The sequence below is a fragment of the Actinacidiphila sp. DG2A-62 genome (assembly GCF_035825295.1).
Taxonomy (GTDB): Bacteria; Actinomycetota; Actinomycetes; order Streptomycetales; family Streptomycetaceae; genus Actinacidiphila.
Genome location: NZ_JAYMGI010000002.1, coordinates 8333568 through 8359687, shown reverse-complemented (window position 1 = coordinate 8359687; position 26120 = coordinate 8333568). Strand labels below are relative to the sequence as shown.

Genomic DNA, 26120 nt, shown 5'->3' with positions numbered 1-26120 from the left:
GGCCCGGAGGCGGGTCAACTGGCCGCGGGCGGATTCGGCGACATGCCGCGGCCCCCGTGCGCCGGGAGGCGTACGGGGGCCGTGCGGCACACGGGCGGTGGTGTGCCCGGGTGGCGTGTTGTGGGGTCAGCCCTTGCGGGCGGTGATCTCCTCGGTCAGCTGCGGGACCACCTGGAACAGGTCACCCACCACCCCGAAGTCCACCAGATCGAAGATCGGCGCCTCCGCGTCCTTGTTCACCGCCACGATCGTCTTCGACGTCTGCATCCCCGCACGATGCTGGATCGCCCCCGAAATACCATTCGCGATGTACAACTGCGGCGACACCGACTTACCCGTCTGCCCCACCTGGTTCGCATGCGGATACCACCCCGCGTCCACCGCCGCCCGCGACGCACCCACCGCAGCCCCCAGCGCATCCGCCAACGCCTCGATCACCGCGAAATTCTCCGCACCGTTCACCCCCCGACCACCCGACACCACGATCGCCGCCTCCGTCAGCTCCGGACGCCCCGTCGACGCCCGCGGCGTCCGCGACACCACCCGCGTCCCCCGCGCCGACTCCCCGAACTCCACCGCCAACTCCTCCACCACACCCGCGGCAGCAGCAACCTCCACCGGCGCCGCATTCGGCTTCACCGCCACCACCGGCACCCCCCGCGTCACCCGCGACACCGCCGTGAACGACGCAGCGAACACCGACTGCACCGCCACCACACCACCCCCACCCCCACCGTCACCGTCACCGGGGCGCACGTCCACCGCATCGGTGATCACCCCCGACCCCAGCCGCAACGCCAACCGCGCCGCGACCTCCTTGCCCTCCCCCGACGACGACACCAACACCGCCACCGGCCCCACAGCCTCCACCGCCGCCTGCAACGCATCCACCTTCGGCACCACCAGGAACTCCGCGAACTCCGGCGCATCCGCCACCAGAACCCGCACCGCCCCGTGCTCCCCCAGCACCCGCGCCGCAGCCCCACCCCCCGGCCCCAGATGCACCGCCACCGGCTCACCCAACCGCCGCGCCAACGTCAACAACTCCAACGTCGGCTTACGCACCACACCATCAACATGATCGACAACAACCAGCACGTCAGCCATCAGAATCGTTCTCCTGCGCATTCAGGGAGGGCCGGCGGCCTGCGCCGCCGCAGCCAACTCGGGGTCGGGCCATACGGGGGATGGATCGGGGTGAGACAGATCAGCCGGGCCGAACGGGCCGGCTTCGGCCGTCGGCCTCGACGGCTCAGATGAACTTCTGGTTCGCCAGGAACTCCGCGAGCTGCCTACCGCCCTCGCCCTCGTCCTTCACGATCGTGCCCGCCGTACGCGCCGGACGCGCCGCCACCGACTCCACCGCACTCCACGCCCCCGCAAGCCCCACCTCACCGGCATCGATCCCCAGATCGGCCAGACCCCACGACTCCACCGGCTTCTTCTTCGCCGCCATGATCCCCTTGAACGACGGATACCGCGCCTCACCGGACTGATCGGTCACCGACACCACCGCCGGCAACGCCGCCTCCAACTCCACACTGGCCGCATCACCGTCCCGCCGCCCCGACACCACCCCACCGGCCACCGACACCCGCGACAGCAACGTCACCTGCGGCACCCCCAACCGCTCCGCCAACAACGCCGGCACCACACCCCCCGTCCCGTCCGTCGACGCCATCCCCGTCACCACCAGATCGAACCCCACCCGCTCGACCACCCTGGCCAGCACCAACGACGTACCGATCACATCCGTACCGTGCAGCCCCTCGTCCTCCACATGCACACCCCGGTCCGCACCCATCGACAACGCCTTGCGCACCGCGTCCCGCGCATCCCCAGGACCCACCGTCACCACGGTCACCTCGGCATCCCCCGCCGACTCCGCGATCTGCAACGCCTGCTCCACCGCATACTCGTCCAACTCCGACAGCAGACCGTCCACAGCCTCACGATCAGTCGTCAGATCCTCAGCGAAACGACGATCACCCGTGGCATCGGGCACATACTTCACAGCCACTACGATCCTCAAGCTCACGTCAGCTCCTACTGCGTCGTCGTCCTGCACGTGTTCGTCCACTGCCCGGTCATCGGCAGCATAGGCGTCCGCCACCGCGGGTCCCGACCGGGACGCGGCGAGTGCCCCGACGGATATATTACTCGTCAGTACATCGAGGCGGCGCCGCACGTGCAAGGGCTGTGGACTGTGACGTGCCCGACGCCGCGACGGCGTCGGGCACGGCACGGCCCACAGCCCGTGAGGCGGTCGGTGATGCGGCCGGTCAGGCGGCCGGCAGGGCCGCGGCGATCGCGGCGATGACGTCGGCTTTGCGCGGCTGGCCGGCCGCGCGGCGGACCACCTCGCCGCCCGCGTCCAGCACCAGGACGGTGGGGGTCTTCACGACGCCGAGGCGGCGCACCAGGTCGAGGTGCGCCTCCGCGTCGATCTCGACGTGCCGCACGCCGTCGACCATGCCGGCCACGTCGGACAGCACCCGGCGGGTGGCCCGGCAGGGCGCACAGAAGGCGGTGGAGAACTGCACCAGGGTGGCCCGCTCCCCCAGCGGTCCGCCCAGTTCCGCGGCGGTCAGCCGCTCGCCGCTGTCCTTGGCCCGCACTCGAACCCTCCCGTTCCCGCGCCGGTGCACGATCCCGAAGGCGGTGGCGAGGGCGAGCACGGCGGCGCAGACGACCAGTCCCGTCATCGCCGTCCTCTCCTCGCGCCGGAGCGCCTCGTCGCGGGCGCGTGCGCGGGCGCCTCGGTCCACCTCACCCCGGGGACGGACCTCCCGTCCATCCCCGCACGTCCAGCGTTCACACGACCGCAATGATTCCCCGGGCGGCGGCGGGCCGTCCCCGGGGGATGATGCACGGCATGGAGATCGACGTCCGGGGGCCGCGGTTCGGCGCCGCCCTCACGACCGTGGTGCTGGTCGCGGTCCTGCTGACGGGCAGCGGCTGGCTGCTGCTCGCGCAGACCGCGGTGTTCGCGGTGGGCGCCGTGGCCGGGGTGCAGCGGTCGCCGTACGGCTGGGTGTTCCGCACGCTGGTACGGCCCCGGCTGGGGCCGCCGCCGGCCACCGAGGACGCCGCGCCCCCGCGCTTCGCGCAGGGCGTGGGCCTGCTCTTCGCCGCCCTCGGCACGGTCGGCTACCTGGCCGGGCCGCGGTGGCTGGGCCTGGCGGCGACCGGGTGCGCCCTGGCCGCCGCCTTCCTCAACACGGTGTTCGCGTACTGCCTGGGCTGCGAGATGTATCTGCTGCTCAGGCGTGCGACGAGTCCTGCCCGCTGAGAGCCGGGCCCTGACGGCCCGGGCGCGATGCCCGGACACCGGCGGCCGGGCATCGCGGGCCGGCCCACCGCGGGCCCGCGTGCCGGGCCTTCAGGCCGCCATCTCCTCGGCGACCGCGGCGGCGAACGCGTCGACGTCCGCCTCGGTGGTGTCGAAGGCGCACATCCAGCGCACCTGACCGGTCGACTCGTCCCAGGTGTAGAACCGGAAGCGCTTCTGCAGCCGCTCGGTGACTTCCCGCGGCAGGACGGCGAAGACCGCGTTGGACTCCACCGGGTAGCTCACCGTGACGCCGTCGACGGCGCGGACGGCGTCCGCCAGCCGGCGGGCCATCGCGTTGGCGTGCGCGGCGCTGCGCTGCCACAGGTCGCCGGCCAGCAGCGCCTCGAACTGCACGGAGACGAACCGCATCTTCGAGGCCAGCTGCATGGACATCTTGCGCAGGTAGCGGATCGAGCGGACCCGTTCGGGGCTGAGCACCACCACGCACTCGCCGAACAGCAGCCCGTTCTTGGTGCCGCCGAAGGACAGGATGTCCACGCCCGCCTCGCTGGTGAAGCGGGCGAAGGGGACGCCGAGGGTCGCCGCGGCGTTGGCGATCCGCGAGCCGTCCATGTGCACGGTCATGCCCAGCTGGTGGGCGTGGGCGCAGATCGCCGCGATCTCCTCGGGGGTGTAGCAGGTGCCCAGCTCGGTGGTCTGGGCGAGGGTGACGACCTGCGGCTGGGCGCGGTGCTCGTCGTCGAAGCCGTACGCCTGCCGGTCGATCAGCTCGGGGGTGAGCTTGCCGTCCGGGGTGGGCACGGTGAGCAGCTTGAGGCCGCCGACGCGCTCGGGCGCGCCGCACTCGTCGACGTGGACGTGCGCGGACTCGGCGCAGATGACCGCGCCCCACCGCTCGGTCACCGCCTGGAGGGCGGTGACGTTGGCGCCGGTGCCGTTGAAGACCGGGAAGACCTCGGTGTCGGGGCCGAAGCGGTCGCGGAACAGGTCCTGGAGGTGGGCGGTGTAGACGTCCCCGCCGTAGGAGATCTGGTGGCCGCCGTTGGCGAGGGCGAGGGCGGTGAGCACCTCGGGGTGCACGCCGGCGTAGTTGTCGCTGGCGAATCCCCTGGCGTCGGGGTCGTGGCGCCGTACGGCGTCGGAGGCGAGCTGTTCTGTCACGGTCGGGGCGTCAGCCACTGTCGGGTCCCGTTCACTTCTTTGGGGCTTGCGTTCCACACGTCCGCGACGGCCTCGGCGAGGTCGCGGACGTCGGTGAAGCCGGCGAATCTGGCGTTGGGGCGCTGGGCCCGCAGCTCATCGTGCACCAGCGCCTTGACGACCAGGACGGTGGCCGCCGCGGTGGGGCCGTCGTCGCCGCCGAGCTTGCGGAAGGAGTCGCCGAGGGCGAGCGTCCAGGCCTCGGCGGCGGCCTTGGCCGCCGCGTAGGCGGCGTTGCCCGCGGTGGGGGCGCTGGCGCCGGCCGCGCTGATCAGCACGTAGCGTCCGCCGGGGCTGCGCATGAGGCCGTCGTGGAAGGCCAGCGAGGTGTGCTGCACGGTGCGGATCAGCAGGTCGTGCAGTGCCTGCCAGTCGGCCAGCTCGGTCTCGGGGAAGGAGGCGGAGCCGCGCCAGCCGCCGACGAGGTGGACCAGGCCGTCGACCCGGCCGTGGTCCTTCTCGATCCGGCCGGCCCAGTTCTGGGTGGCCTCCAGGTCCAGCAGGTCGACGACCTCGCCGGTGATGTCGGCGCCGCCGGCGTCGTACTGCGCGGCGTCCACTGCCCGGGCCAGGCGCTCGGGGTCGGCGTCGGCGGCGACCACGTGGCCGCCGGCCGGGCCAGCCGCTGGAGCACCGCGCGGCCGGCCGGGCCGGCCGCCCCGGCGACCGCGATGACCGCGCCGTCGAGGCCCCCGTCGTAGGTGTCGGTGGTCATGTCCGCCTCCTCGCCCGCGCCGCCGGCCCGCTCACCGCCCGGGACGCTCACGCGGCGGCGCCCAGCGCGCCGTGGCCGGTGACGCCCTTGGTCGAGGCGATCACCTGGCGCAGCTTCTTGGCGAGGGCCTCGTAGAACATGCTGAGCGGGAATTCGTCCGCGAGCACGTCGTCCACCAGCTTGCGCGGCGGAAGGGTGAGGTCCAGGGCCTCGGGGCCCTTGGCCCAGACCGAGCCCGGGTTCGGCGAGAGGTAGGTCGCGACCAGCTCGTACGCCTTGAACCAGTGCACGAGCTTGGGCCGGTCGATGCCGTCCCGGTAGAGGGTCTCGATCTCGGCGCAGAGCTGGTTGGTGACCTGCGGTGCGCGCTCCCAGTCGATGTGCAGGGTGTTGTCCGTCCAGCGTACGGCGTCGTGCTTGTGCAGGTAGGCGAAGAGCAGCTGGCCGCCGAGGCCGTCGTAGTTGCGGATCCGCTCGCCGGTGACCGGGAAGCGGAACAGCCGGTCGAAGAGGATCGCGTACTGCACCCGCCTGCCCATCGGGTGGCCCTCGGCCTGCAGCGCGACGGCCTCCTTGAAGGTGGTGAGGTCGCAGCGCAGCTCCTCCAGGCCGTACATCCAGAACGGCGCGCGCTGCTTGATCATGAACGGGTCGAACGGCAGGTCGCCGTGGCTGTGGGTGCGGTCGTGGATCATGTCCCACAGCGAGAAGGTCTGCTGCGCCAGGTCCTGGTCGGCGACGAGTTCCGCGGCGTCCTCGGGCAGATCCAGGCCGAGGGTGTCGACGGCGGCGGAGGTGACCGCGCGGAACCGGGCGGCCTCGCGGTCGCAGAAGATGGCGCCCCAGGTCCAGCGCTCGGGGGCCTTGCGGACGGCGACGGTCTCCGGGAAGAGGACGGCGGAGTTGGTGTCGTAGCCGGGGGTGAAGTCCTCGAAGGTGATGGAGACGAAGAGCGGGTTGTCGTAGCGGGTGCGCTCCAGCTCGGCGAGCCAGTCGGGCCAGACCACGCGGACCACGACGGCTTCGAGGTTGCGGTCGGGGTTGCCGTTCTGGGTGTACATCGGGAAGACGACGAGGTGCTGGAGCCCGTCGCGGCGGTCGGCGGCGGGCTGGAAGGCCAGCAGGGAGTCCAGGAAGTCGGGGACCTCGAAGCCCTCCTCGGCCCAGCGGCGCAGGTCCGCGACCAGCGCGCGGTGGTAGGCGGCGTCGTGCGGGAGCAGCGGGGACAGCTGCTCGACCGCGTCGACGACGCGGCCCACGGTGCGGACCGCGTCGTCCTTGGAGGGCGCGCCGTCGGCGGTGAAGTCGATGGAGCCGTCCTTCAGCTGCCAGGGGCGGATCGCCTCGACGGCCTGCTTCAGTACGGCCCACTGGGGGTGGTCCACGATCCGGCCGCCGGATATCCGGTCCCCGGCCGGCCGCTCGGACGAAAGAACGTCGCTCATGTCCCACCTCCACGAAAGAATCTCTTGCCCGCCCACCGTAACCGGGATCTTGGCGAGCCCTCAAGGGCAGCAGACGGAGATCGTGCGGTCGACAGTCGAGATCACCGATGTTTTTCCTGCGTTCATCCAGGGGACAGTGCGGGAAGAGGTGCGGCGCACAGGGGGTGGCTAGGCTGACCTGCCATGAGCTTCCTCACCGTCGGGCACCGCGGTGTCATGGGCGTCGAGCCGGAGAACACACTGCGCTCGTTCCGCCGCGCCGAGCGGGCGGGCCTGGACCAGATCGAGCTGGACCTGCACCTGAGCAAGGACGGCGAACTGGTCGTCATGCACGACGCCACGGTGGACCGCACCACCGACGGCTCCGGCCTGATCCGCGATCTGACCATCGGCGAGATCCGCGGCCTGGACGCCGGCCTCGGCGAGCGGGTGCCGGTCTTCCAGGAGGTGCTGGACGCGGTGTCCCGGCCGATCCAGGCGGAGATCAAGGACGTGGCCGCGGCCCGGGTGCTCGCCGGGGTGCTGCGCGAGCGCGGCGAGACCGGGCGGGTCAGCGTGCTGTCCTTCCACGACGAGGCGCTGGCGGAGGTCCACGCGCTGCTCCCCGAGGTGCGCACCGTGCTGGTCTCCGGCGAATCGGGGCCCGACCTGGTGCCGCGGGCCCAGGCGGTGGGCGCGCGGCTGGTCAGCCTGGACCTGACGCAGCTCACCCTGGCGGCGGTGCGGCGCTGCCACGACGCCGGGATCGCCGTCATGGCGTGGAGCGTGAACTCCGCGCAGGACTGGGCGCTGGTGCGGGCCCTCGGCCTGGACGGCGCGGCGACCGACCTGCCGGAGGAGCCCGCCGCCTAGCCGTGGGCGCTCGCGCGGGCCGGGGCCCCACGTGACCCGCGCCGGCCGCGTGGCCGTCATCCCGCCGGGCCGGCCCTCGCTCGCCCCTTGGGCCGCCGCGTCCCCCGGGGTCGGCGCGCCCGGCGGGACGCGTAGCGGGTGCGCCGTCGGCACGGCGTCGGCCGGGCAGGCGGCGCCGGTGCTCTCGCGCTGCCAGCCCCCGCCCGTGACGACCGTCCGCGTCCACGGGCCCGGCCGCACCCCACCGGTGGTCGCCAGGGCGCCGGCCGCGGGGCGCATCGCCGCGGCGGCGGTGCAGGCCAGTTGGCGCAGCGCGCTGTCGCCGAGCCGCGGGACCGCGGCGGGAAGCCTGACGGCGACCGTGTCGCCCGCGCCCGCCAGGGCCACCTTGACCTGCGTCCTGGGCAGTTCGGTGGTCATCCGGGGCCGCTCCCGCGCGGTGGGGCCGTCGAAGAGCGCCTGCACGGCCGCGGCCACCGGGTCGCCGCCGCCGGTGACCGTCCGGCCGGCCGCGTACAGCCGGGACGGGTCGGAGGCGTCCAGGAAGAAGACCGTCACCTGGGCCGGGACCGGTTCCGGCGGCAGTCCCGTGGCCGGAACCCCCACGTCGATGACCCCCGTCGCGGACACCCCGCACCCCGCGAGCAGCGCGCCCGCGCCCAGCGCCCCGGCGGCCGCCCGCCACCCGCAGGACCGCCGCGCCGCCGGCCCTGTCCCCGTCCCCGTCCCCTCGCAGGACGATCCCCTCATCCGCGCTCCTCCCCGTCCCGCCCGGTCGGCCGCACCGGCAGGTCGACCGTGAAGAGCGCGCCTCCGCCGGGCGCGTTCTCCGCGCGCACCCGGCCGCCGTGCAGGGCGACGTTCTCCGCCGTGATGGCCAGGCCCAGACCGCTGCTGTCGCTGCGCACGCGCGCGGAACTGGCCTTGTAGAACCGTTCGAAGATGTGCGGCAGCGCGGCCGCGCCGATGCCCGGACCGCGGTCGGCGACCACCAGCCGCGCCCACGCGCGCCCGGCGTCGTCCAGGCGCGGCGCCAGGTCGACGGTGAAGGGCGGAGCGCCGTGCCGCAGCGCGTTGCCGACGAGGTTGGCCACGACCACGTCGAAGCGCCGCGGGTCCACCTGCGCCCGCAGCGCGTCCGGGAGCCGCGCCTCGACCCGGGTGTCCCACCCGCGCGCGGCCAGGCTCTGCCGGACGGACTCGGCGAGGTCGATCTCGTCCAGGCTGAGTTCGACCGCCCCCGCGTCGAAGCGGGAGATCTCCATCAGGTCGTTGACCAGGCGGACCAGCCGCCCGGTCTCGTCGGTGATCAGCCGGATCGCCTCGGCGGTGCCGTGCTCCAGGCGCAGCGACTCCTCGTCCAGGACCTCGGTCAGCGCGGACATCGCGGCGAGCGGGGTGCGCAGTTCGTGCGAGACGTCGGCGACGAACCTCCTGGACCGCGCCTCCATTTGGCGCAGTTCGGAGACCGACCGCTCCAGGGCGTCCGCGGTGTCGTTGAAGGTCCTCGACAGGTCGGCGAGTTCGTCCGAGCCGTTGACGGCCAGGCGGGTGTCCAGCCGCCCGTCGGCCATCTTGCGGGTGGCCTGGCGCAGTGCCCGGATCGGGCGCAGCACGCTGCCGGCGACGACGAGGGCGAGCAGCACGGCCAGGCACAGCGCGGGCACGCTCGCCCGTTCGATGGCCGTGACCAGCGCCCGCACATCGCGCTGCTCCTCGGTCTGCGGCACCACGAGGTAGAAGGCGAGGCCGCTGCGGACGCGTTCGGCGTCGCCGGACCCGTAGACGACGGGAAGGCCCACCACCAGGGAGGAGCGGCCGGCGGTGTGCACCCGCTGGAAGACCGCGGCCAGGCGGGTGTCGACGGAGCGGACCAGTTCGGGGGTCAGCTCGGGGAAGGCGTCGCCGGGCTCGGAGCCGACCCGCGCGCCCCGGTACGTGGCGGCGATCCGCCAGTGCTGGGACCGGTGGGCGGTGGCCAGTTGGCCGACGACGGCGGCGAGCCGGTCCTGTCCCAGCGGCGCGGTCAGCTCCGGGGTGACCGCGTCCACGCTCTCCCGGAACTGGTCGACGACGCTGTCCTGCCCCTGCTTGAGCACGCTGGTGCGGGCCTCGCGGAAGGTCAGCGCGCCGGTGCCGAGCGCGCTCACCACGGCCACCAGCGCGAACCCGGCGACCAGCCGGAACCGCAGGCTGCGGACGACGAGGGGCAGTCTGGCCACGCTCGCGCCACTGCCTCAGCCGGTACGGAAGCGGTAGCCGAAGCCGCGCACCGTCTCGATGTGGCCGGGGCTGCCCGCGCTCTCGCCGAGCTTGCCGCGCAGCCGCTTCACACAGGCGTCGACCAGCCGGATGTCGCCGTGGTAGCTGTGCTCCCAGACGATCTCCAGCAGTTGCTGGCGGCTGAAGACCTGGCCCGGTGACTGCGACAGCACCAGCAGCAGCCGCAGTTCTGAGGGGGCGAGCGGCACGGGCCGGCCGCGGTGGGTGACGGTCAGGGCGGCGCGGTCGACGGTCAGGTCGCCGTAGGTGTGCAGGGGCGGGCGGCCCTTCGGCTCGGTCCCGGGGCCGGTGCGGCGCAGCACCGCGCGCATCCGCGCCTCCAGGACGCTGGCGCGGACCGGCTTGACGACGTAGTCGTCGGCGCCCGCCTCCAGGCCGACCACCACGTCCACGTCGTCGCCGCGGGCGGTGACGATGATGACGGGTATCTGGTCGTGCTCGCGGATCCGCCGGCACACCTCGAGACCGGGCATCTCCGGCAGCATCAGGTCGAGCACCACCACGTCCGGCCGGTGCGACCGCAGCGCGGCGAGGCCCTCCTCGCCGCTCGCGGCGGCCCGCACGTCGTGCCCCCTGTGCCCCAGCCCCCAGGCGACCGCCTGCCGGACGGCGGGGTCGTCTTCGATCAGGAGTACGTGCGACACGCCCACCAGTATGGGGACGCTCCCCGGCGCCCGGTCCCCCGTACGGCCCGCCCCGGCCGACTGTTGCGAAACGGTCACACGAGGACCGCGGCGGCCCGTTGGCCAGCGGGTTGCGGCCGGGCGGTCGTTGCACGTTCGTGACCGTACGGTCCAGGCGCGATCAAGTGGCGCCGCGAGTGTGACCGCCCGTAGGACATGGGCAGGCCCGGCGGCGGGCCCGTGACGGACCGCCGGACAGGGACGGGCAGGGCATGGGCAGGGGACCGGACAGAGGCCGGGGCAGGGGCGGCAGGACAGCCGGCGCGAGCGGCGGCAGGGCCCGCGGCGGGCGGGCGAGCGCACGGGGAGCGAGCGCACGGCGCCGAGGTGCGAGCGGGGGGCGCGGCCGGGGCCGGGGCGGAAGCGGACGTCGCGGCCACGGCCGGGGCGCGGTGCACGCCGGCGGGCCGGGTGGCCGCAGGAGCACGCCGTACGTGCTCTTCGGGCTGGTCTTCGCCGCGCTGCTCGGCGTCACGGTCTACGCGGTGCGGCCCGGGCAGTCGGCGCGGGCCGGGGCGCCCGAGGGCGGCACGACGTCCGCGGCGGCCGGGAGGGCCGCGGGCTCCTCCGCCGGGGACGGCGCCGCCTCGGCGCGGCCCCCGGCGCCGAGGCGGACGACACCGCGCTCCGAACAGCCGACGTCGCCGAAGGCGACCGCGGGCGACGGCACGCCGGCCCACGTGCCGACGCACGGCTCGGGGTCGTTCAGCACCGCCGAGGCGTCGGCGAAGCCGGTCGGCCGGGGGAACATCAGGCGCTACGAGGTGGAGGTCGAGGGCGGCGCCGGGATCTCCGCGCCCGCGGCGGCCCAGGAGATCCAGGGCATCCTCGGCGACCCGCGTGGCTGGACCGCCGACAAGGACGACGGCTTCGAGCTGGTCTCCTCCGGCCCCGTGGACTTCGTGATCAAGATCGCCACGCCCGACACCACGGACGCGATCTGCGGCGCGGCGGGCCTGCACACCCACGGCGAGGTGAACTGCGACGTCGGCGCCACCGTGGTGGTCAACCTCAAGCGCTGGCTGCTCGGCTCGCCGCAGTTCCCCGGCCCGATCCACGAGTACCGCGCGCTGATCATCAACCACGAGGTCGGCCACCGCATCGGCCACGGCCACGAGACGTGCCCGGGCGCCGGAATGCTCGCGCCGGTGATGATGCAGCAGATCGACGGCCTCAAGGGGTGCAGGGCGAACGCCTGGCCGTACGACGCCGGCGGCCACTACATCACGGGACCCTCGGTGCCCTGACCGGCCACGGTCCGCCACGACGAGGTCGCGACCGAGCGGGACGCCGCCGGTCCTGTCGCTCCGCCCTCCGGCCGAGGCCACCCTCCGGCCGAGGCCACCCTCCGGCCGAGGCCACCCTCCGGTCGTCAGACCAGCCGGGGGCGCGGGCGCCGGCCGCCGGCTCGTCGGTCAGGGCGACGGTGGCGCTGATCCGCTTGCCCACCGGTTCGCGGTGCACCGAGAAGCTCCGGCACACCGCCATGACGATCTCCAGGCCGTGCTGGCCCACCCGCAGCGGGTCGGGGGCCAGTACCGCGGGCAGGGCGGTCCCGCTGTCCCACGCCTCCACCACCACGTCCCCGTCGTCCAGGGTGAGGGTGAGCAGGCAGGGCCCGGGCGCGTACTTGCGGGCGTTGGTGACCAGCTCGCTGACCACGAGCTCCACCACACCGAGGGCGCGGTCGGACACCGCACGGCCGTGGACGGTCCGCGCGTCGGCCAGGAAGACGCGCGCCAGCTCCCGCGCCGAGGCGATCTCGCCCTCCCGGCCCTCGAAGACGGCCGACACCGTCACGGACCGTCCCGCCGGCCCCGGCCTGCTGCTCATGCCCTCCGCCAGACTCATGACGTTCCCGCCTCGCCCCGTTCACCGCCGGTGCGGCTCCGCGCCGCTCCCGTGTCGCTTACCCCCGCGCGCCACCCGCACACCTGCGCGTTCACCTCTGCTTTTACGTCCGCTCCGGCTTCCGTGTCCACTCCTGCCGCTGTCTCCGCTCCTGCTCCCGCTTCTGTCTTTGCCCCCGCTTCTGTCTTTGCTCCCGCTTTCCGTGTCCGCTCCCGCTTTCGCGGCCCCCGGGAGGACTGGGCCGCCGCGTCACGGGCAGGCGGCCGTCATGACCCGGTCGCGCGTGATGCGGTCGCGCCGGCGTGCGCCGCCCGTGCCGGGAGGCGCGGGAACAGCGGCGTGGACGGAGGCGGCATGGACGGGTGCGCCCGCGAGCGGGGTGGCATGCCGCCCGCCTCGGGAGGTGACACACTGTGCTGGGCTGTTTCACCCGAGGTCGAGGCAGGGAGGGCTGTGTGAGGATCGCTCGCAGTGTCGCGAGCCTCGGCCTGGTCGACATCGGTGACCACGTGTGCTGGGTCGTACCGGCGCAGGACGACTTCCACGGGACGGCCAGGGGCTACCTCTCCGACGGCACGCAGCTCGGCGACAAGATCATGGTGGTGGGGCCGTCCTCGGCGGGCTGGCCGGAACTGCTCGCCCCGCAGAGCCTGCTGGTCGACCCCGCCGCCGGGGGCGCGGGCCCCGGCGGCGTAGGCTGGGACGTGGACGCCCTGGCGGCGCTGGTACGGCGCGAAGCCGAGACGGCCGACCGGCAGGGATTCAGGGCGTTGCGGGTATTGGCGCACATGGACCGTATCTGGCCGGCCGGCATCACCGCCGAGCAGGTCGCCGACCAGGAGCTGCGGCTCGACGCCGTGATAGGCGGCACCGCGGCCATGGTCGTCTGTGCCTATCCGACCCCGAACTTCTCGCCGAGCGCGCTGGAGCAGGCGGCGAGCGTGCACCCGCACTTCACCGGGCACGTCGAGCGGGCCCCGTCGTTCCACCTGTTCCACGACTCCGCGGACTGCTGGAGCGTGACGGGCGTGGTCGACGCGGAGGGCGCCGACGCCTTCGGCACCGCGCTCGCCCAGCTGCTGCGGACCACGCCGACGCTGCGGCTGCGCTGCGAGGGGCTCCAGCTCATGGACGCGGCCGGGCTGCAGACCCTGGCATGGGCGGCCGCCGCGCTGCCGGGCCGCAAGGTGCTGCTGATCGGCGCCAACCCGGTGGTCCGCAAGTGCTGGGACCTGCTCGGCTTCGACGATCCGGGCGTGCCGGCGGAGCTGGTGCCGTGACCGCGCCGACGACCTCCGCGACGGGCGCCACGCCGTCGCCCGCGTTCCGCCACGAGCTGTACGCCTACGAGGGCGAATCCGACTTCCTGCGCGGCGCCGTGTCGTTCATCCAGGACGCGCTGTCCGCGGACGAGACCGTGCTGGTCGCGGTGGGCGACGAGAAGCAGACGATGCTGCGCGACGCCCTCGGCGGCAGCGAGGCGGGCCGGCAGGTGTCGTTCGTGGACACCGCGGCGCTGGGCCGCAACCCCGGGCGCCTCATCCCGGCCTGGCAGGACTGGATCGCCAAGAGCGTGAGCGACGGCCTGCCGGTGCGCGGCATCAGCGAGTCCCCGTGGGAATCGGCCACCCCGGCCGAGCGCGGTGAGCTGCGCTACCACGAGTACCTGCTGAACCTGACCTTCGCCGGCTCCCCCGCCTGGTGGCTGCTGTGTCCGTACGACGTGACGGCCGTGGAACCGGACGCGCTGGAGTCGGCACGGCTGTGTCACCCGTTCCAGCTCGCGGACGACCGGCACGGCGACAACCCCGCCTACGCCGACGGGCCGTTCCGGTTCGAGGATTTGTCACCGGTCGGCGACGGGGCGCACGCGCTCGACTACCGCTCGGGCGCGCTGGCGTCGGTCCGCGACACGGTCGCGGAGTGCGCGACCCGCTGGGGGCTGAAGGGCGCGCGGTTGCAGGAGCTGCTGGTGGCGGTGACGGAGGTGGCCGCGAACAGCATCCGCCACGCCGGCGGCTCGGGCACGCTGCGGATCTGGGCGGACGGCACGGTGCTGGTCTGCGAGTTCCACGACTCGGGCCACATCGGCGACCCGCTGGTCGGCCGGGCCCGCCCGCGCCCCGACCAGATCGGCGGCCGCGGCCTGTGGCTGGTGCACCAGCTGTGCGACCTGGTGCAGATCCGCTCCACGCCCGAGCACGGCACGACCGTGCGGCTGAGCATGGCGCTGCGCTGAGCCACGGCGGGCGCGGCTCGGGAGAGGGCGCGGCCGACGGCGGCGGAGGGGACGGCCGCGGCGGAGGCAGCGGCGCGGACAGGGCGCCGCCGGCGTCACCGCCCGCCTGCCGCCGGACCGTCGTCGAGGAGGGCCAGGCTCTCCATGACGTCGTCGGCGAACCGGCCCAGCAGCCGGCCGAGTTCCTCGCGGTCCTTGTCCGGCCAGTCGCCCATGGCCCGCATGAACCAGCCGATCATGGACGCCATGTAGCGCTCGGCCGCGCCCGCCCCCTGCTCGGTGGGCTCGACCAGGCTGGCCCGCCGGTCGTCCGGGTCGGCCACCCGCCGGACCAGGCCGCGGCGCTCCAGGATCTGCACCTGGCGGGTGACGTGCGGGCCGACCACCTGCATCCGGGTGGCGATCTCCCCGATGCGCAGCGGCTTGTGCGCGGTGTGGAGCGTCAGGAGCACGCTGATCGCCGGGCGGTCGAGCGAGAGGCCGGCCGCGTCGGCGGCCCGCTCGGTGAGGCGGCCGCGGCTGACGGCGGAGGCGAGCTGGCTCAGCCGGGCCAGGGCCGTCCAGACGGCCGGGTCGTACTCCGGCTCGCCCCGGGCGCCGTCCTCCCCCTGCGCGCCGTCCCGCTCCCCCGACCCCTCGCCCCGCTCCTGCGGCATCGCCCCTCCTCCGCTGCGTCCGCGGCCGGCCGCGGCCCGCGGACGCCCTTGATCGACCCACGATACCCAGGCGGGGCGCGCGTCCCGGCGCACGCGGTCGGCCCGTCCCGGGCCGCGGGAGACTGTGCGCCGGCGCTCCCGGGCCCGCGCCGGCCACCGGCCATCGGCCACCGGCCATCGGCCATCGGCCATCGGCCATCGGCCATCGGCCATCGGCCAGGATCAGGAGAACAGCTCCAGCCGGCCCGCCGCCTCCGCGGAGCGCTCCCTGGCCTTCTCCTCCGCCGCCGCGTCGCCGCGTTCGCGGGCGTCCCACAGCGCGGCCTTCTCGCGCAGGTAGGCGAGCCGGGCGCGCTGGGCGACGATCTCGGCCTCGATGCGCTCGGCGTGCCGCAGCAGCAGGTCGCGCTGCTCGGCCGCGGCGGCCCGGCCGCGCGACCGGTTGGCCTGGTAGGTGCGCATGTCCTCGATGCCGACGCCCACCGCGCGCAGGCAGGCCAGCGCCTGGAGGGTGTCGAGGTCGCGTTCGCGGTAGCGGCGGTGGCCGCTGCGCTCGTCCCGGCCGATCGGGCCGATCAGCCCGACCTCCTCGTAGTAGCGCAGCGTCGGCTCGCTGAGCCCGCTGCGCCGTGACACGTCCTGAATGGTGAAAACCGGCATGGTGGCAGCGTCACACACCTCAAGCGCTTGAAGTCAACCGGCCGGCGGGCCGCGCGGCCGGACCGCCCTCAGCCCGCCGCTCCCGGGACCCCGGCCGGGCGCGCAGCCGGCAGGGGGGCCGCAGGGGGCCGCACCGGGCCGCGAGACGGCCTGCCGCCGGCGCCGGCCCGCGCGAACGGGACCGGAACCGGCGGCAGCGGCCTACGGGCGGGTCAGCACCAGGGCACGGTGGCCAGGTTCTGGACGTAGCGGGCGGCCAGCCAGCCGGTCCGGTCGGACAGCTTGTACCAGCGGGGGTTGCCGTCCACGGTCTGGCCGTTCACCTTGCACTTGATGTGCACGATGGTGCCGGGGGCGTAGCTGCCCAGCGCGGCCGAGTCCGTGGTGGCCTTGGCGCGGATGGTCAGCGGGATGCGGGAGACGACCTTGCCGTTGACGGACGCCGCGGCCTCGGCGTCCGACTGGCCGCCGGACTGCTGGACGGCCTGGGTGCTCGTCTGCGCGGACGCGGCGCCCGGGTTCACGTCGGTGGCGCCGGCGGGCGAGGAACCCAGCACGCTCAGGGCGGCGGCCCCGGCGGTGAGGGCGACGGTGGTCATCAACTTCGACGTAACGAGCCGCTGCATGGATGCCTTCCTGGTCGAGTCCACCGGGCGGGCCGGCGGGCCGGTGGGTCGCGGGACGCATTCGTCCTGCGCGCCGATCACCTCACATCCGCCGCGCGCGGTCGCGCCGCCATTCCGGTATGACCCTCGGTCGGCCCACACGGAACAACTCGTTCGGCGGCAGAGGGGACTTCGCGCGGGCCCGATCCGCCGCGCGCCCCCTCCCCCGGCCCGCCGCCCGGGCCGCTCCCGCCGGCCGCAGGCCCGCCGGCCCGCCGGCCGCACACGGGGTGGGCGCTAGCCGTGCGCGGACAGGACCGTGACGACGGCCGCCGCCTCCTCGACGCCGAGGAAGGCGCCGCCGTTCTCCTGCACGCCGATCGCGGCTCCCGCGACCTGGCGGGCGCCGGCCTCGCCGCGCAGCTGCGTGACCAGCTCGTGGATCTGGGCGAGGCCGGTCGCGCCGATCGGATGGCCGCGCGACTCCAGCCCGCCCGAGGGGTTGACCGGGACCGCGCCGCCGAGCCTGGTGTCGCCGGACTCGGCGAGCTTGCCGCCGCCCCCGATCGGTGCGAGACCGAGCAGTTCGCTGGCGAACAGCTCGCCGAAGGACGCCGCGTCGTGCACCTCCGCCACGCTCACCTGCTCCGGCGTCACACCCGCCCGCTCGTAGGCGGCCCGCGCGGCGCGCCGCACCACGTGCCGGTCGACGTCGTCCCAGTCGCGTTCGACGGCCGAGCGCAGCTCGCAGGCGCGTACCAGCACGGCGCGCGAGCGGACCGCGGCCGGCATGCGGGCGAGTCCGTCCCGGTTGCAGAGCACCGCCGCGGACGCGCCGTCGCTGAGCGGCGAGCACATCGGGACCGTCAGGGGGTAGGCCAGCGGGCGGCCCGCGAGCACTTCCCGGACCGACATGGGCCGGTCGAAGTGGCACTTGTCGTTGAGCGCGGCGTGCCCGTGGTTCTTGGAGGCGATGAGGGCGAGCTGTTCCCGCGTGGTGCCGAAGCGGGCCATGTGGGCGCGGCACAGGCCCGCGTAGAGGTCCATCATGACCGTCCTGCGCCCGCCGCCGGACTCGCCGGACACGGCCGCGCCCAGCGCGAGGACGCCGGCCAGCGCCTCCGGGCCGCGCTCCACGTCCAGCGCGCCGCCGAAGGACTCCAGCACGCGGGACCTGCGCTCGTCGTCGGGGTAGACCATCTTCTCCGCGCCGACCGCGAGCGCCACGTCCGCGGCGCCGGACCGCACGTGGTGGCAGGCGAGCCAGAAGGCAGTGGCGGCGGACGCGCACGCGTTCTCCACGTTGACCACCGGCGTCCCGGCGAGCCCCGTGCCCTGGAGCGCGAACTGCCCGGGTGTCGACACCTGGCCCTCGACGACGCCCTGGGTGGCGTTGGCGAAGAACACCGCGCCGATCGCGGGGGCGGTCACGGAGGCGTCCCGCAGCGCGCCGGAGACCGCCTCGGCGGTCAGCGCTCTCAGGCCCGTGCCGGGGAACGGCCCGAAGCGGGTCATCGACGTGCCGATCACATACACCGGTTCCATGCGCTGTCCCGTCCGCGTGGCCTGGCGCGCTCGGCTGCGCGCGCCTGCGTCGCCGACTTTCGCATCACCGGGCGGACAGCGTCCATCGCACCTGACATTTTCATGGCCGGGAACCCGAACCCGTCCTGCGGGGTTCCGAACGGCCGGGATCGGTACGGGCGTCGGTACGGGAATCGATACGGGCATCGGTGCGGGCGTCGGCACGGGAATCGGTACCGGCGTCGGTGCGGGCGTCGGCACGGGAATCGGTACCGGCGTCGGTGCGGGCGTCGGTGCCTCCGCGCTCCGTACGGGCGGGACGGGCGCCGGCCGGGAACGGGGCGCGCGGGCGCAGCCGGGGCACCGGCGGCAGCGGCGCGGCCTCGGGGGCGGCGCGGAACGCCTGCAGGGTCAGCGCGGCGAACCGGCGGGAGGCCGCGACGCGGGCGGCCGGCGAGGCGGCGTGGATGCCGCTGTTGGCCATGAGCATCAGGATCAGGTCGTCCATGACGAAGTCGGCGCGCAGCCAGGCCGCCTGGGCCCGCCGGGCGACCTCGGCGGCCGCGCGGACGGTGTACTCGCGTTCGGCGGCGAAGTCCACGGCGTCCGCGTAGGCGGCCATGAAGGCCGCGGTGAAGCCGCGGTCGCGGGCGTGCAGTTCGTAGATCTTCTCGATCAGCAGGCTGAAGCCGTGCCAGGGGTCCGGGTCGGCGAGCCCCTCGTCCACGACGTCGCGGCAGGTGCGCAGCTGCCCCGCGAACGCCTCGGTGGCCAGCGCCTCCTTGGTCGGGAAGTGCCGGTACAGCGTGGCGGGCCCGACGCCGGCCCGGCGGGCGATCTCGCGCATCGGCACCCCGAGCCCGTCGGCGGCGAAGACCGCGCGGGCCGCGTCCAGGATGCGCGCCCGGTTGTCCAGGGCGTCGGAGCGCGGGGACGCGGACGGGGACGGGGACGGCGCGGGGGACGGCGGTACGGTCACCACTCCGACTGTAGCCAAACGGACGGGGGTGTCCGCCCCGACGGGCAGGTCGCGCAGGAGCGCGGCTGACACACGCGGACGCGGCGGCGGGCGGTCGCCGAGGAGGGCCGGGCGGTCGCGCTCAGGGGCCGCCGCCCGTCAGCGCTCGACGGGCACGAGGGTCGCGCCCGCGTGCGCCCGGGTCTCGGCCTCGTCGAGCACCGCGGCGGCGACGGTCGCGCGGCTGACCCGGGCGGGGAACGCCCGGCGCGGGGCCTCGTCCTGCGGGTCGTGGAACTGGATTTCTGGTGCGCGCGCGGCCCGCACGATCGGGACACAGTACCGGCCAGGGACGTACGAGCCGCCGACTCGGGGCCGCTTCCGCGTCAGGTCAGGGTGCGGAACGTGCCGAAGGCGCCGCCGTGGTGGAGCAGCGGCGGACGCGGGTCCGCGCCGCCGGCGTCGACGACCTCGCCGACCACGAGGAGGTGGTCGCCGACCTCCTGTCTCAGCACCGGGCGGGCGGTCAGCCAGGCCGGCACGCCGTCGAGCAGCGGCACGCCGTCCGCGCCGGGCGTCCACGCCGTGCCGGCGAACCGGTCGACGCCGCTGCGGGCGAAGCGCTCGGCCAGCGCCTGCTGGTGCTCGCCGAGCACGTGCGCGGCGAACACCGGCGCGACGCGGACCGCCGCGGCGGCCGAGGCGGTGGCGGAGAGGTAGAAGGAGACCAGCGCCGGTTCGAGGGAGACGGAGGTGAAGGAGGTCGCGGTGAAGCCGGCCGGTCCGGGAACGGTCAGCACGGTGACGCCCGCGGCGTGGCGGCGCAGGGTCTGCTTGAGCAACTCGGCGGGGGCGGTGGTGGTGACGGTCATCGTCTGGTCCTTCACAGCTGGGCGGACGGGAGCGGGGCCGCGAGCGCGGAGACCGGGGCGGCGGCGGGTGCGGGGGCTACGGGTTCCGGGGCCGCGGTCGGCGCGGCGGGTTCCGGGGCGGCGGCTCCCCCGGCGGCCGGCGGCTGTGCGAGCAGGCCGCGATCGCGCAGGATCGGCAGGACTCCCTCGCCGAACCAGTGGGCCTCCTCCAGGTGCGGCTGGCCGGACAGCAGCACGTGCTCGACGCCGAGGGCGTGGTACTCGGCCAGCCGGTCGGCGACCTCGGCGTGGCTGCCGACCAGGGCGGTGCCGGCGTGGCGGCGCAGCAGGCCGAAGCCGGCCCACAGGTTCGGCGCGACCTCCAGGCGGTCGGTGCGCCCGCCGTGCAGCGCGGTCATCCGGCGCTGGCCCTCGGAGGAGGTGCGCGCGGCGCGGCCCTGTGCCAGCGCGACGGCCTGCGGGTCCATCGCCCGCAGCAGCCGGTCGGCCTGCTGCCACGCCTCGTCGGCGGTGTCCCGGGTGATGACGTGCAGCCGTACGCCGAAGGCGACGTGCCGGCCCGCGGCGGCGGCCAGTTCGCGCACCAGCGCGAGCCGGGGGGCGAGCGCGTCGGGCGGCTCGCCCCAGCTCAGGTGCAGGTCGGCGCGGGCGGCGGCGACGCCCAGGGCGGCGGGCGAGGCGCCGCCGAGGAGCACCGGCGGGACCGGCACGGGCACGTCGGCGACGGTGGCGCCGCGCACCCGGTAGTGCGCGCCGTCGAAGTCGAAGGGCTCGCCCGACCACGCGCCGCGCAGCACCGCCAGCCACTCGTCGGTGCGGGTGTAGCGGGCGTCGTGGTCCAGCCAGTCCCCGTAGCGGCGCTGCTCCTCCTCGTCGGAGCCGGTCACCACGTTCAGCATCAGGCGGCCCCCGGAGATCCGCTGGAACGTCGCCGCCATCTGCGCGGCCAGCGTCGGCGCGACGCCGTCCGGCCGCAGCGCGACGATGAACCGCAGCCGCCGCGTCTCGCGCACCAGCGCCGCGGTGGTCACCCACGGGTCCTCGCACCAGGTGCCCACCGGCGTCAGCACCGACTCGAAGCCGAGCCGCTCGGCGGCCCGCGCCACGTCGGCGAGATAGTCGACGGTCGGCGCGCGGTCGGTCGGCCGGGGGGCGGCCGTCGCGATCCGCGAGTGCACCCACCCCACGACGTCCCGGCCGTCGCCGGAGGTGGGCAGGTACCAGTGCGGGTGCAGCGTCATGAGCGGTCCTCCTCGGGGGACGCGGGGCGGGCGGCCGGCGGCGGGCGGTGGTCACGGCGGCGAGGGGGCGTCCTCGACGGTGACGGCCGGGGGGAGGTGGGGGCCGGCGCGCAGGCTTTCGAGCCACAGGACGACGGTCGCCGCGACCGAGCGGTGGGCCAGGTCGTTGAGGACGTCGTGGCGGCCGGCGGCGACGGTGGCCAGCCGGGCGCGGGGCAGCCCGGAGGCCAGCCGCCGGGCCGCGGCCGGCGGCGCGACGGGGTCGGCGCCGCCGTGGACGACGAGCGTCGGCAGGTCCGGCGGCGTCGCCCCGGCCGCGGCGCGCACGAGCGCGGCCGGGACCGGCCGGGCGAGTCCGCCGCGGACGAACCGCGCGTCGGCGTCGAGCCGCCCGCGGTGGACCGGGCACGCGGTCCGCGCGGCCAGCTCGTCCTGCCAGTCCCCGAGGCCGGGGCCCATGCCCGAGCCCGCGTCGGGGCTCACGTCCCGGCTCACGCCGCGGCCCGCGCACGGGCCCGCGTCGGGGCTCACGCTGGGAGCTCCCACAGAGCCCGCGCCCCCGGTCACCGCAAGGCCGACGTCCCGGCCCGCGTACGGGCTTGCCTCGGGGCTCACGTGGGGGCCTCCTGCGGAACCCGCGCCCGCGGCCACGGCAGGACTCACGTCCCGGCTCACGCCGCGGCCCGCGTACCGGCCCGCGTACGGGCCCGCGTACGGGCCCGCGTCGGGGCTCGCCTCGGGACCCGCGTCGAGGGTCCCCGTCGCATCGGCGGCGTCCGGGCCGGCGGCGCCGCCTGCGACGGGCACACCGGCGGCCGGCGCGGGCAGGACCTGTGCCGGCGTGGCGGCGAGGAGAAGCGCGGCCACTCCGGTGCCGGGACGGGCGGCGACGGAGAGAGCGTGGAGGGCGCCGGTGTCGGAGCCGGCCAGCACGACCGGCGCGGGCGCGTCCCCGACCGCGTCCGCCACCTGCGCGGCGGTGTCCTCGACGTCCTGGTCCGCGGGGACGTCGAGGACCCGGACCTCGTAGGCGTCGACGGCGAGCCTGCGGCCGAACCGCTCGTAGACGCCCGGGTGTTCGCCGCGGCCGGGCAGCAGGACCACGGTGCCGCGCACCGACAGGCCCTCGGCCGGGCGCCAGACGGCCGCGGCGGCGCGGGTCCGTACCGGAGCGTTCACCGGGCGCCGCCGGCGGCGACGGTGTCGCGGGGCCGCTGGGCGGCGGCGCGCCGGGCGACTTCGGCGCGGACCAGCGGCAGCAGCTCGCGGCCGTAGTCGACCACGTCGTCCAGCGGGTCGTAGCCGCGGATGAGCAGCGTGGTGACGCCGATGTCGACGTAGTCCAGCAGGGCCCGCGCGACCGTCTCGGGGGTGCCGACCAGGGCGGTGGAGTTGCCGGGGGCGCCGGTCGCGGCGGCGGGCGCGGTCCACAGCGCCCGGTCGTGCCGGTCGGCCTTGCCGGCCGCGGCCAGCAGCCGCTGGGACCCGGTGTTCTGCGGCTCGGCGCCGGGGCCGACCGGCAGGACCGCGCGGCGCGTGCCGAGCAGCGAGCCCGCGGCGCCGCGCCGGTTGATGGTGTCGAGGATGCGGTGGGCGCGGTCCCACGCTGCCTCCTCGGTCGCGCCGAGGATGGGCCGGAAGGAGACGCTGATGCGCGGCGGGACGGTGCGGCCGGCCGCCCGCGCGGCTTCCCGCACCGACGCGATCTGCTCGGCGGTCTCGGCCAGCGGCTCGCCCCACAGCGCGAACACGTCGGCGTGCTTGCCGCCGACCCGGTAGGCCGCGGGCGAGGAGCCGCCGAAGTACAGCGGGATGCGGGGCTGCTGGGCGGGGCGGACGTCGGCGTGGAAGTCCTCGAAGCGGTAGTGGTCGCCGGCGAACCCGAACGGCTCGTCCGCGGTCCAGGCGCGCTTGAGGACGGTGAGGTACTCGTCGGTGCGGGCGTAGCGCTCGTCCTTGGGCAGGTAGTCGCCGTCGCGGCGCTGCTCGGCGTCGTGGCCGCCGGTGATGATGTGGACGGCGACCCGGCCGCCGGCGAACTGGTCGAGGGTGGCGAAGGTGCGCGCGGCCAGCGTGGGGGCCACGAAGCCGGGCCGGTGCGCGACCAGCAGGCCGAGCCGTTCGGTGTGGGCGGCGACGTGTGCGGCGACCTGCGTGCCGTCGGGGCTGCCGGAGCTGTAGCCGATGAGGATGCGGTCGAAGCCGGCGTCCTCGTGCGCGCGGGCGAAGCGGCGGGTGTAGTCGGCGTCGACGACGGGTCCGGCCGGCGGGCGGGTCTCCGAGCCGTCGCGCGTGCCGATCATGCCGACGAACTCCACGCCCGTGAGGGGGGCGGGCGCCGGTCCGCCGGCGGCGTCCGGGGCGTCGGCGGCAGCGGGGACGTCCGGGGACCCGGCGGAGGCGGCGGACTCGGGGAAGCCGGCGCGCGGGCATGATGTGGTCTCGGTCATGGGTCAGTTGCCTTCCGTGAGCGGTCGGCGGGCCAGCGCGGCCCGTCCGGCGGTGAACAGGACGGTGTCGTCCTGCGGGGTGTGCACCCGGGCGCACAGCACGTCGCGGTGGTGGCGCTGGAGCGGGTTGGCGTAGGTGAGTCCGTTGTTGCCGACCAGGGCGACGGCCTGTTCGACGGCGGCGATGGCGGCGCGGGTGCCGAGCACCTTGGCGCCCGGGGCCTGCTCCGCGGCGCCGGGGTCGCCGGCGTCCGCGGCCTCGGCGAGCGCCGTGACCAGCCGCTCGGCCCCGTTCAGCGCGACCTCGATCTCGCCGACCGCGCTCTGGAAGCGCGGCAGGGTGGCCAGCGGGGCGCCCAGCGCGGTGGGGGTGCGCTCGTGCAGGAAGCCGGTCAGCCAGCTCTGCGCGGCGCGGGCGACACCGAGGTAGAGGGCGGTCAGGCCGAGCGCGTTCCAGGCGCCGACGACCGCGTCCCGGCCGCCGTCGGCCCCCGGTTCCGCCAGGCCCACCACGTCGTCCTCGGGGACGCGGACCGCGTCGAACAGCACGTCGTCGCTGCGGCTGGCCCGCAGGCCCAGGTGGTCCCAGGTGGGCAGCACCGTCACGCCGGGGCTGCCGCCGCGGACCAGGAACGAGCCGACCCGTACCGGGTCCTCCTCGGTGCGGGCCCACACCAGCATCCGGCCGAGCGCCTCGGCGCCGGTCGAGAAGATCTTGCGGCCGGTCAGCTCCCAGTGGCCGGCGCGCCGCACCGCCGTGGTCGCGGGCAGCCCGCCGCGCACGGGGGTGCCCAGCTCCGGTTCCACCCGCAGGGCGTTGACGAGCACCGGGCGGGTCGCGGACTCCTCCAGCAGCAGCCGGTAGGCGTCGGCGGGCCAGTGTCCGGCGCGGGCCTGCGCGGCGTGCGTGAACAGCGTCATCGCGGTGACCAGGGCGACGGCCGGATCGCCGCCGCCGAGGGCCTGCAGGATGCGCACGGTGTCGGCGAGGCCGCCGCCGGGCCCCCCGAACCGCGTGCCCACGGTCGCGGTGAGCAGCCCCGCGTCGTGCACGGCCGCCACGCCCTCGTACGGGAAGGTCGCCGCGCGATCGTGCTCGTCCGCGCGGGCGGCCAGCGCCGCGGCGACCTCCGGCAGCCGGTCCAGCGCGGGCGGGGCCGGGCCGAGCAGGTCCCGGGTCATGCGCCGACCGCCGCGGTGAGGACGCCCGCGGCCGGTGCGACGCGGTTGCCGACGAAGCCGCGCCGTTCGGTCTCGGCGCGGACCAGGTCGATCAGCCGGCCGTAGTCGCGCGCGTCGGCCAGCGGGTCGAAGCCGCGGATCAGCAGGGTGCCGACGCCGAGGGCGGTGTAGTCGACCAGGGACTCCGCGACCTGCTCGTAGGAGCCGACCAGCGCCGTGGAGTTGCCGGCCGCGCCGGTGACCTTGGCGACCGCCGTCCACAGCCGCTTGTCGTGGACGTCGCCCCTGGCCGCGACGTCCAGCAGCCGCTGGGAGCCGACCTGCGTGGAGTGGTCGAGGTCGAAGGCCCTGCGCAGCGCGCCCGCGCGCTCCTTGGTCAGCCGCAGGATGTCCTCCGCGCGGCGCCACGCCTCGGCCTCGGTGGCGGCCGGGATCGGCCGCAGGCTGACGCTGAAGTTCGGGGTGCGGCCGTGCGGTGCGGCGGCGGCGCGGACCTCGGCGGTCCGCTCGGCGATGCCGGCCAGCGGCTCGCCCCAGAAGGCGTAGACGTCGGCGTGCTTGGCGCCGGCCCGCACCGCGTCCTGCGACGCGCCGCCGAAGTACACCGGGGTGGGCCGGGCCGGGAGGACCGCCGACCGGCCGCCGCGCACCTGGTAGAAGTCGCCGTCGTAGTCGAAGGGTTCGGCCGAGGTCCAGGTGCGGCGCACCACGTCGAGGAACTCGTCGGTGCGGCGGTAGCGGGTCGGCTTGTCGGTCAGGTCGCCGTCCCTGGCCTGGTCGGCGTCGTCGCCGCCGGTGATGACGTGCAGCGCGACCCGGCCGGGGTGGAAGGCGTCCAGCGTCGCGAACTTGCGGGCGGCGAGCGTGGGCGAGACGAACCCGGGCCGGTGCGCGAGCAGCACGCCCAGCCGGGTGGTGTGCGTCAGCACCTGGTCGGCGACGGTGAAGCCGTCCGGGCTCGCCGACGAGTGGGCGACCAGCACCCGGTCGAACCCGGCCTGCTCGTGCGCGAGCGCCAGCTCCCGCAGGTACGCGGGCTGGATCGCGGGGCCCTGCGCGGCGTGCGACTCGCTCTGCGAGGAGAAGGACGGCGCGGCGGTACCGCCGCCGGTCTCGCTGACGGGCTGGGTGGCGGCGATGCCGATGAACTCGACGGACATGGGTGCACTCCAAGGAGGGGCGGGGTGGAACGAGACGGCAGGACGGGTGCGGGACGGGGGCGCGGCGGGCCGCCCGGGGACGGGGTCGCGGGAGGTTCGGCGGCTGGTCTCGGGCAGGCGGTCAGGGGCTCGGGGCGGGAGGTTCGGGGCGCGGCCCCAGGCCAGAGACTCGGGGCGTCGGCTCGGGGCGGGGACTCGGATCAGGGGGTCGGATCAGGGGGTCGGACCGCAGGCCCGGATCGGGGGCCC

At 75.5% G+C, this 26120-nt stretch carries 25 protein-coding genes and 2 pseudogenes; 6 read left to right on the top strand and 21 right to left on the bottom strand.

Going from position 1 to position 26120, the window contains the following annotated elements; all coding sequences use genetic code 11:
• Window positions 1–126: 126 nt before the first annotated feature.
• The 3 genes from VSR01_RS36665 to VSR01_RS36655 all read right to left on the bottom strand — a co-directional run bounded on the left by VSR01_RS36665 (window position 127) and on the right by VSR01_RS36655 (window position 2705).
• Window positions 127–1107: an electron transfer flavoprotein subunit alpha/FixB family protein gene (locus VSR01_RS36665; protein WP_326453282.1), complete on the bottom strand. Its 981-nt coding sequence runs from the start codon at window positions 1105–1107 to the stop codon at window positions 127–129.
• Between the two features lie 145 nt (window positions 1108–1252).
• Window positions 1253–2038: an electron transfer flavoprotein subunit beta/FixA family protein gene (locus VSR01_RS36660; protein WP_326453281.1), complete on the bottom strand. Its 786-nt coding sequence runs from the start codon at window positions 2036–2038 to the stop codon at window positions 1253–1255.
• Between the two features lie 244 nt (window positions 2039–2282).
• On the bottom strand, window positions 2283–2705 hold the full coding sequence (locus VSR01_RS36655) for a thioredoxin family protein (protein ID WP_326453280.1): 423 nt from the start codon (window positions 2703–2705) through the stop codon (window positions 2283–2285).
• Between the two features lie 170 nt (window positions 2706–2875).
• Here VSR01_RS36655 and VSR01_RS36650 point away from each other — a divergent pair, with 170 nt between their 5' ends.
• The gene (locus VSR01_RS36650) at window positions 2876–3292 is read left to right on the top strand and encodes a DUF4395 domain-containing protein (RefSeq protein WP_326453279.1); all 417 of its coding nucleotides are present in this window, start codon (window positions 2876–2878) and stop codon (window positions 3290–3292) included.
• 90 nt (window positions 3293–3382) lie between these two features.
• On the opposite strand, the gene VSR01_RS36645 is transcribed toward VSR01_RS36650, so the two are convergent.
• From VSR01_RS36645 to VSR01_RS36635, 3 genes and pseudogenes are all read right to left on the bottom strand, one after another.
• Window positions 3383–4474, bottom strand: coding sequence for a threonine aldolase family protein (locus tag VSR01_RS36645; protein WP_326453278.1), 1092 nt, complete (start codon window positions 4472–4474; stop codon window positions 3383–3385).
• Window positions 4453–5210 (bottom strand): annotated as a pseudogene (locus tag VSR01_RS36640) (SDR family NAD(P)-dependent oxidoreductase). Before VSR01_RS36640 ends, VSR01_RS36645 begins: the two are co-directional and overlap by 22 nt.
• A gap of 47 nt (window positions 5211–5257) precedes the next feature.
• On the bottom strand, window positions 5258–6655 hold the full coding sequence (locus tag VSR01_RS36635) for a DUF6421 family protein (protein WP_326453277.1): 1398 nt from the start codon (window positions 6653–6655) through the stop codon (window positions 5258–5260).
• Window positions 6656–6838: 183 nt separating this feature from the next.
• On the opposite strand from VSR01_RS36635, the gene VSR01_RS36630 reads away from it, so the two are divergent.
• Together VSR01_RS36630 and VSR01_RS36625 are read left to right on the top strand one after the other, a co-directional pair.
• Window positions 6839–7507 carry a glycerophosphodiester phosphodiesterase gene (locus tag VSR01_RS36630; RefSeq protein ID WP_326453276.1) on the top strand — a complete coding sequence of 223 codons (669 nt, stop codon included), beginning with the start codon at window positions 6839–6841 and terminating at the stop codon, window positions 7505–7507.
• A 205-nt stretch (window positions 7508–7712) separates the two neighbouring features.
• Window positions 7713–8309: a hypothetical protein gene (locus tag VSR01_RS36625; protein ID WP_326453275.1), complete on the top strand. Its 597-nt coding sequence runs from the start codon at window positions 7713–7715 to the stop codon at window positions 8307–8309.
• Here the strand turns inward: VSR01_RS36625 and VSR01_RS36620 are convergent.
• Complete coding sequence (locus VSR01_RS36620; protein WP_326453274.1) at window positions 8254–9729, bottom strand: sensor histidine kinase; 1476 nt, start codon at window positions 9727–9729, stop codon at window positions 8254–8256. The two genes, VSR01_RS36625 and VSR01_RS36620, sit on opposite strands and share 56 nt — an antisense overlap.
• Before the next feature lie 15 nt (window positions 9730–9744).
• A complete protein-coding gene (locus VSR01_RS36615; RefSeq protein ID WP_326453273.1) occupies window positions 9745–10434 on the bottom strand; it encodes a response regulator transcription factor in 690 nt (229 codons plus the stop codon).
• Between the two features lie 473 nt (window positions 10435–10907).
• Between VSR01_RS36615 and VSR01_RS36610 the strand changes: the two genes are divergently transcribed.
• Window positions 10908–11720 carry a DUF3152 domain-containing protein gene (locus VSR01_RS36610; protein WP_326453272.1) on the top strand — a complete coding sequence of 271 codons (813 nt, stop codon included), beginning with the start codon at window positions 10908–10910 and terminating at the stop codon, window positions 11718–11720.
• Here the strand turns inward: VSR01_RS36610 and VSR01_RS36605 are convergent.
• Window positions 11698–12324, bottom strand: a complete 627-nt coding sequence (locus tag VSR01_RS36605) for an ATP-binding protein (RefSeq protein WP_326453271.1) — start codon at window positions 12322–12324, stop codon at window positions 11698–11700. The genes VSR01_RS36610 and VSR01_RS36605 overlap by 23 nt on opposite strands.
• Window positions 12325–12779: 455 nt before the next feature.
• On the opposite strand from VSR01_RS36605, the gene VSR01_RS36600 reads away from it, so the two are divergent.
• Both VSR01_RS36600 and VSR01_RS36595 read left to right on the top strand, forming a co-directional pair.
• Window positions 12780–13604, top strand: coding sequence for an MEDS domain-containing protein (locus VSR01_RS36600; protein WP_326453270.1), 825 nt, complete (start codon window positions 12780–12782; stop codon window positions 13602–13604).
• Window positions 13601–14563 carry a sensor histidine kinase gene (locus tag VSR01_RS36595; RefSeq protein ID WP_326453269.1) on the top strand — a complete coding sequence of 321 codons (963 nt, stop codon included), beginning with the start codon at window positions 13601–13603 and terminating at the stop codon, window positions 14561–14563. The genes VSR01_RS36600 and VSR01_RS36595 overlap by 4 nt, the downstream gene beginning before the upstream one ends.
• Window positions 14564–14658: 95 nt before the next feature.
• Here the strand turns inward: VSR01_RS36595 and VSR01_RS36590 are convergent, their stop codons facing one another.
• The 12 genes and pseudogenes from VSR01_RS36590 to VSR01_RS36535 form a co-directional block, all read right to left on the bottom strand.
• On the bottom strand, window positions 14659–15219 hold the full coding sequence (locus VSR01_RS36590; protein WP_326453268.1) for a MarR family winged helix-turn-helix transcriptional regulator: 561 nt from the start codon (window positions 15217–15219) through the stop codon (window positions 14659–14661).
• Between the two features lie 222 nt (window positions 15220–15441).
• Window positions 15442–15879, bottom strand: coding sequence for a MerR family transcriptional regulator (locus VSR01_RS36585; protein ID WP_326453267.1), 438 nt, complete (start codon window positions 15877–15879; stop codon window positions 15442–15444).
• 212 nt (window positions 15880–16091) lie between these two features.
• On the bottom strand, window positions 16092–16505 hold the full coding sequence (locus tag VSR01_RS36580; RefSeq protein WP_326453266.1) for an SH3 domain-containing protein: 414 nt from the start codon (window positions 16503–16505) through the stop codon (window positions 16092–16094).
• Between the two features lie 276 nt (window positions 16506–16781).
• Entirely contained in the window at window positions 16782–18029 is a 1248-nt protein-coding gene (locus tag VSR01_RS36575) for a thiolase family protein (RefSeq protein WP_326453265.1), read from the bottom strand.
• A 325-nt stretch (window positions 18030–18354) separates the two neighbouring features.
• Window positions 18355–18987, bottom strand: a pseudogene (locus VSR01_RS36570) (TetR/AcrR family transcriptional regulator); the annotation flags it as partial.
• A 138-nt stretch (window positions 18988–19125) separates the two neighbouring features.
• Window positions 19126–19293, bottom strand: a complete 168-nt coding sequence (locus VSR01_RS36565; protein ID WP_326453264.1) for a hypothetical protein — start codon at window positions 19291–19293, stop codon at window positions 19126–19128.
• Between the two features lie 59 nt (window positions 19294–19352).
• Window positions 19353–19838, bottom strand: a complete 486-nt coding sequence (locus VSR01_RS36560; protein ID WP_326453263.1) for a flavin reductase family protein — start codon at window positions 19836–19838, stop codon at window positions 19353–19355.
• 11 nt (window positions 19839–19849) lie between these two features.
• Window positions 19850–21079: an LLM class flavin-dependent oxidoreductase gene (locus VSR01_RS36555; RefSeq protein WP_326453262.1), complete on the bottom strand. Its 1230-nt coding sequence runs from the start codon at window positions 21077–21079 to the stop codon at window positions 19850–19852.
• Between the two features lie 51 nt (window positions 21080–21130).
• A complete protein-coding gene (locus VSR01_RS36550; protein WP_326453261.1) occupies window positions 21131–22258 on the bottom strand; it encodes an alpha/beta hydrolase in 1128 nt (375 codons plus the stop codon).
• The gene (locus tag VSR01_RS36545) at window positions 22255–23382 is read right to left on the bottom strand and encodes an LLM class flavin-dependent oxidoreductase (RefSeq protein WP_326453994.1); all 1128 of its coding nucleotides are present in this window, start codon (window positions 23380–23382) and stop codon (window positions 22255–22257) included. Before VSR01_RS36545 ends, VSR01_RS36550 begins: the two co-directional genes overlap by 4 nt.
• Before the next feature lie 150 nt (window positions 23383–23532).
• Complete coding sequence (locus tag VSR01_RS36540) at window positions 23533–24711, bottom strand: acyl-CoA dehydrogenase family protein (RefSeq protein WP_326453260.1); 1179 nt, start codon at window positions 24709–24711, stop codon at window positions 23533–23535.
• On the bottom strand, window positions 24708–25871 hold the full coding sequence (locus VSR01_RS36535) for an LLM class flavin-dependent oxidoreductase (protein WP_326453259.1): 1164 nt from the start codon (window positions 25869–25871) through the stop codon (window positions 24708–24710). The genes VSR01_RS36540 and VSR01_RS36535 overlap by 4 nt, the downstream gene beginning before the upstream one ends.
• Window positions 25872–26120 lie beyond the last annotated feature (249 nt).

Coding starts and splice junctions, on each gene's coding strand:
- VSR01_RS36665 (WP_326453282.1), bottom strand. CDS start 1,107: ATGGCTGACGTGCTGGTTGTTGTCGATCATGTTGATGGTGTGGTGCGT.
- VSR01_RS36655 (WP_326453280.1), bottom strand. CDS start 2,705: ATGACGGGACTGGTCGTCTGCGCCGCCGTGCTCGCCCTCGCCACCGCC.
- VSR01_RS36650 (WP_326453279.1), top strand. CDS start 2,876: ATGGAGATCGACGTCCGGGGGCCGCGGTTCGGCGCCGCCCTCACGACC.
- VSR01_RS36635 (WP_326453277.1), bottom strand. CDS start 6,655: ATGAGCGACGTTCTTTCGTCCGAGCGGCCGGCCGGGGACCGGATATCC.
- VSR01_RS36630 (WP_326453276.1), top strand. CDS start 6,839: ATGAGCTTCCTCACCGTCGGGCACCGCGGTGTCATGGGCGTCGAGCCG.
- VSR01_RS36605 (WP_326453271.1), bottom strand. CDS start 12,324: ATGAGTCTGGCGGAGGGCATGAGCAGCAGGCCGGGGCCGGCGGGACGG.
- VSR01_RS36590 (WP_326453268.1), bottom strand. CDS start 15,219: ATGCCGCAGGAGCGGGGCGAGGGGTCGGGGGAGCGGGACGGCGCGCAG.
- VSR01_RS36585 (WP_326453267.1), bottom strand. CDS start 15,879: ATGCCGGTTTTCACCATTCAGGACGTGTCACGGCGCAGCGGGCTCAGC.
- VSR01_RS36580 (WP_326453266.1), bottom strand. CDS start 16,505: ATGCAGCGGCTCGTTACGTCGAAGTTGATGACCACCGTCGCCCTCACC.
- VSR01_RS36575 (WP_326453265.1), bottom strand. CDS start 18,029: ATGGAACCGGTGTATGTGATCGGCACGTCGATGACCCGCTTCGGGCCG.
- VSR01_RS36560 (WP_326453263.1), bottom strand. CDS start 19,838: ATGACCGTCACCACCACCGCCCCCGCCGAGTTGCTCAAGCAGACCCTG.
- VSR01_RS36555 (WP_326453262.1), bottom strand. CDS start 21,079: ATGACGCTGCACCCGCACTGGTACCTGCCCACCTCCGGCGACGGCCGG.
- VSR01_RS36545 (WP_326453994.1), bottom strand. CDS start 23,382: ATGATCGGCACGCGCGACGGCTCGGAGACCCGCCCGCCGGCCGGACCC.
- VSR01_RS36540 (WP_326453260.1), bottom strand. CDS start 24,711: ATGACCCGGGACCTGCTCGGCCCGGCCCCGCCCGCGCTGGACCGGCTG.
- VSR01_RS36535 (WP_326453259.1), bottom strand. CDS start 25,871: ATGTCCGTCGAGTTCATCGGCATCGCCGCCACCCAGCCCGTCAGCGAG.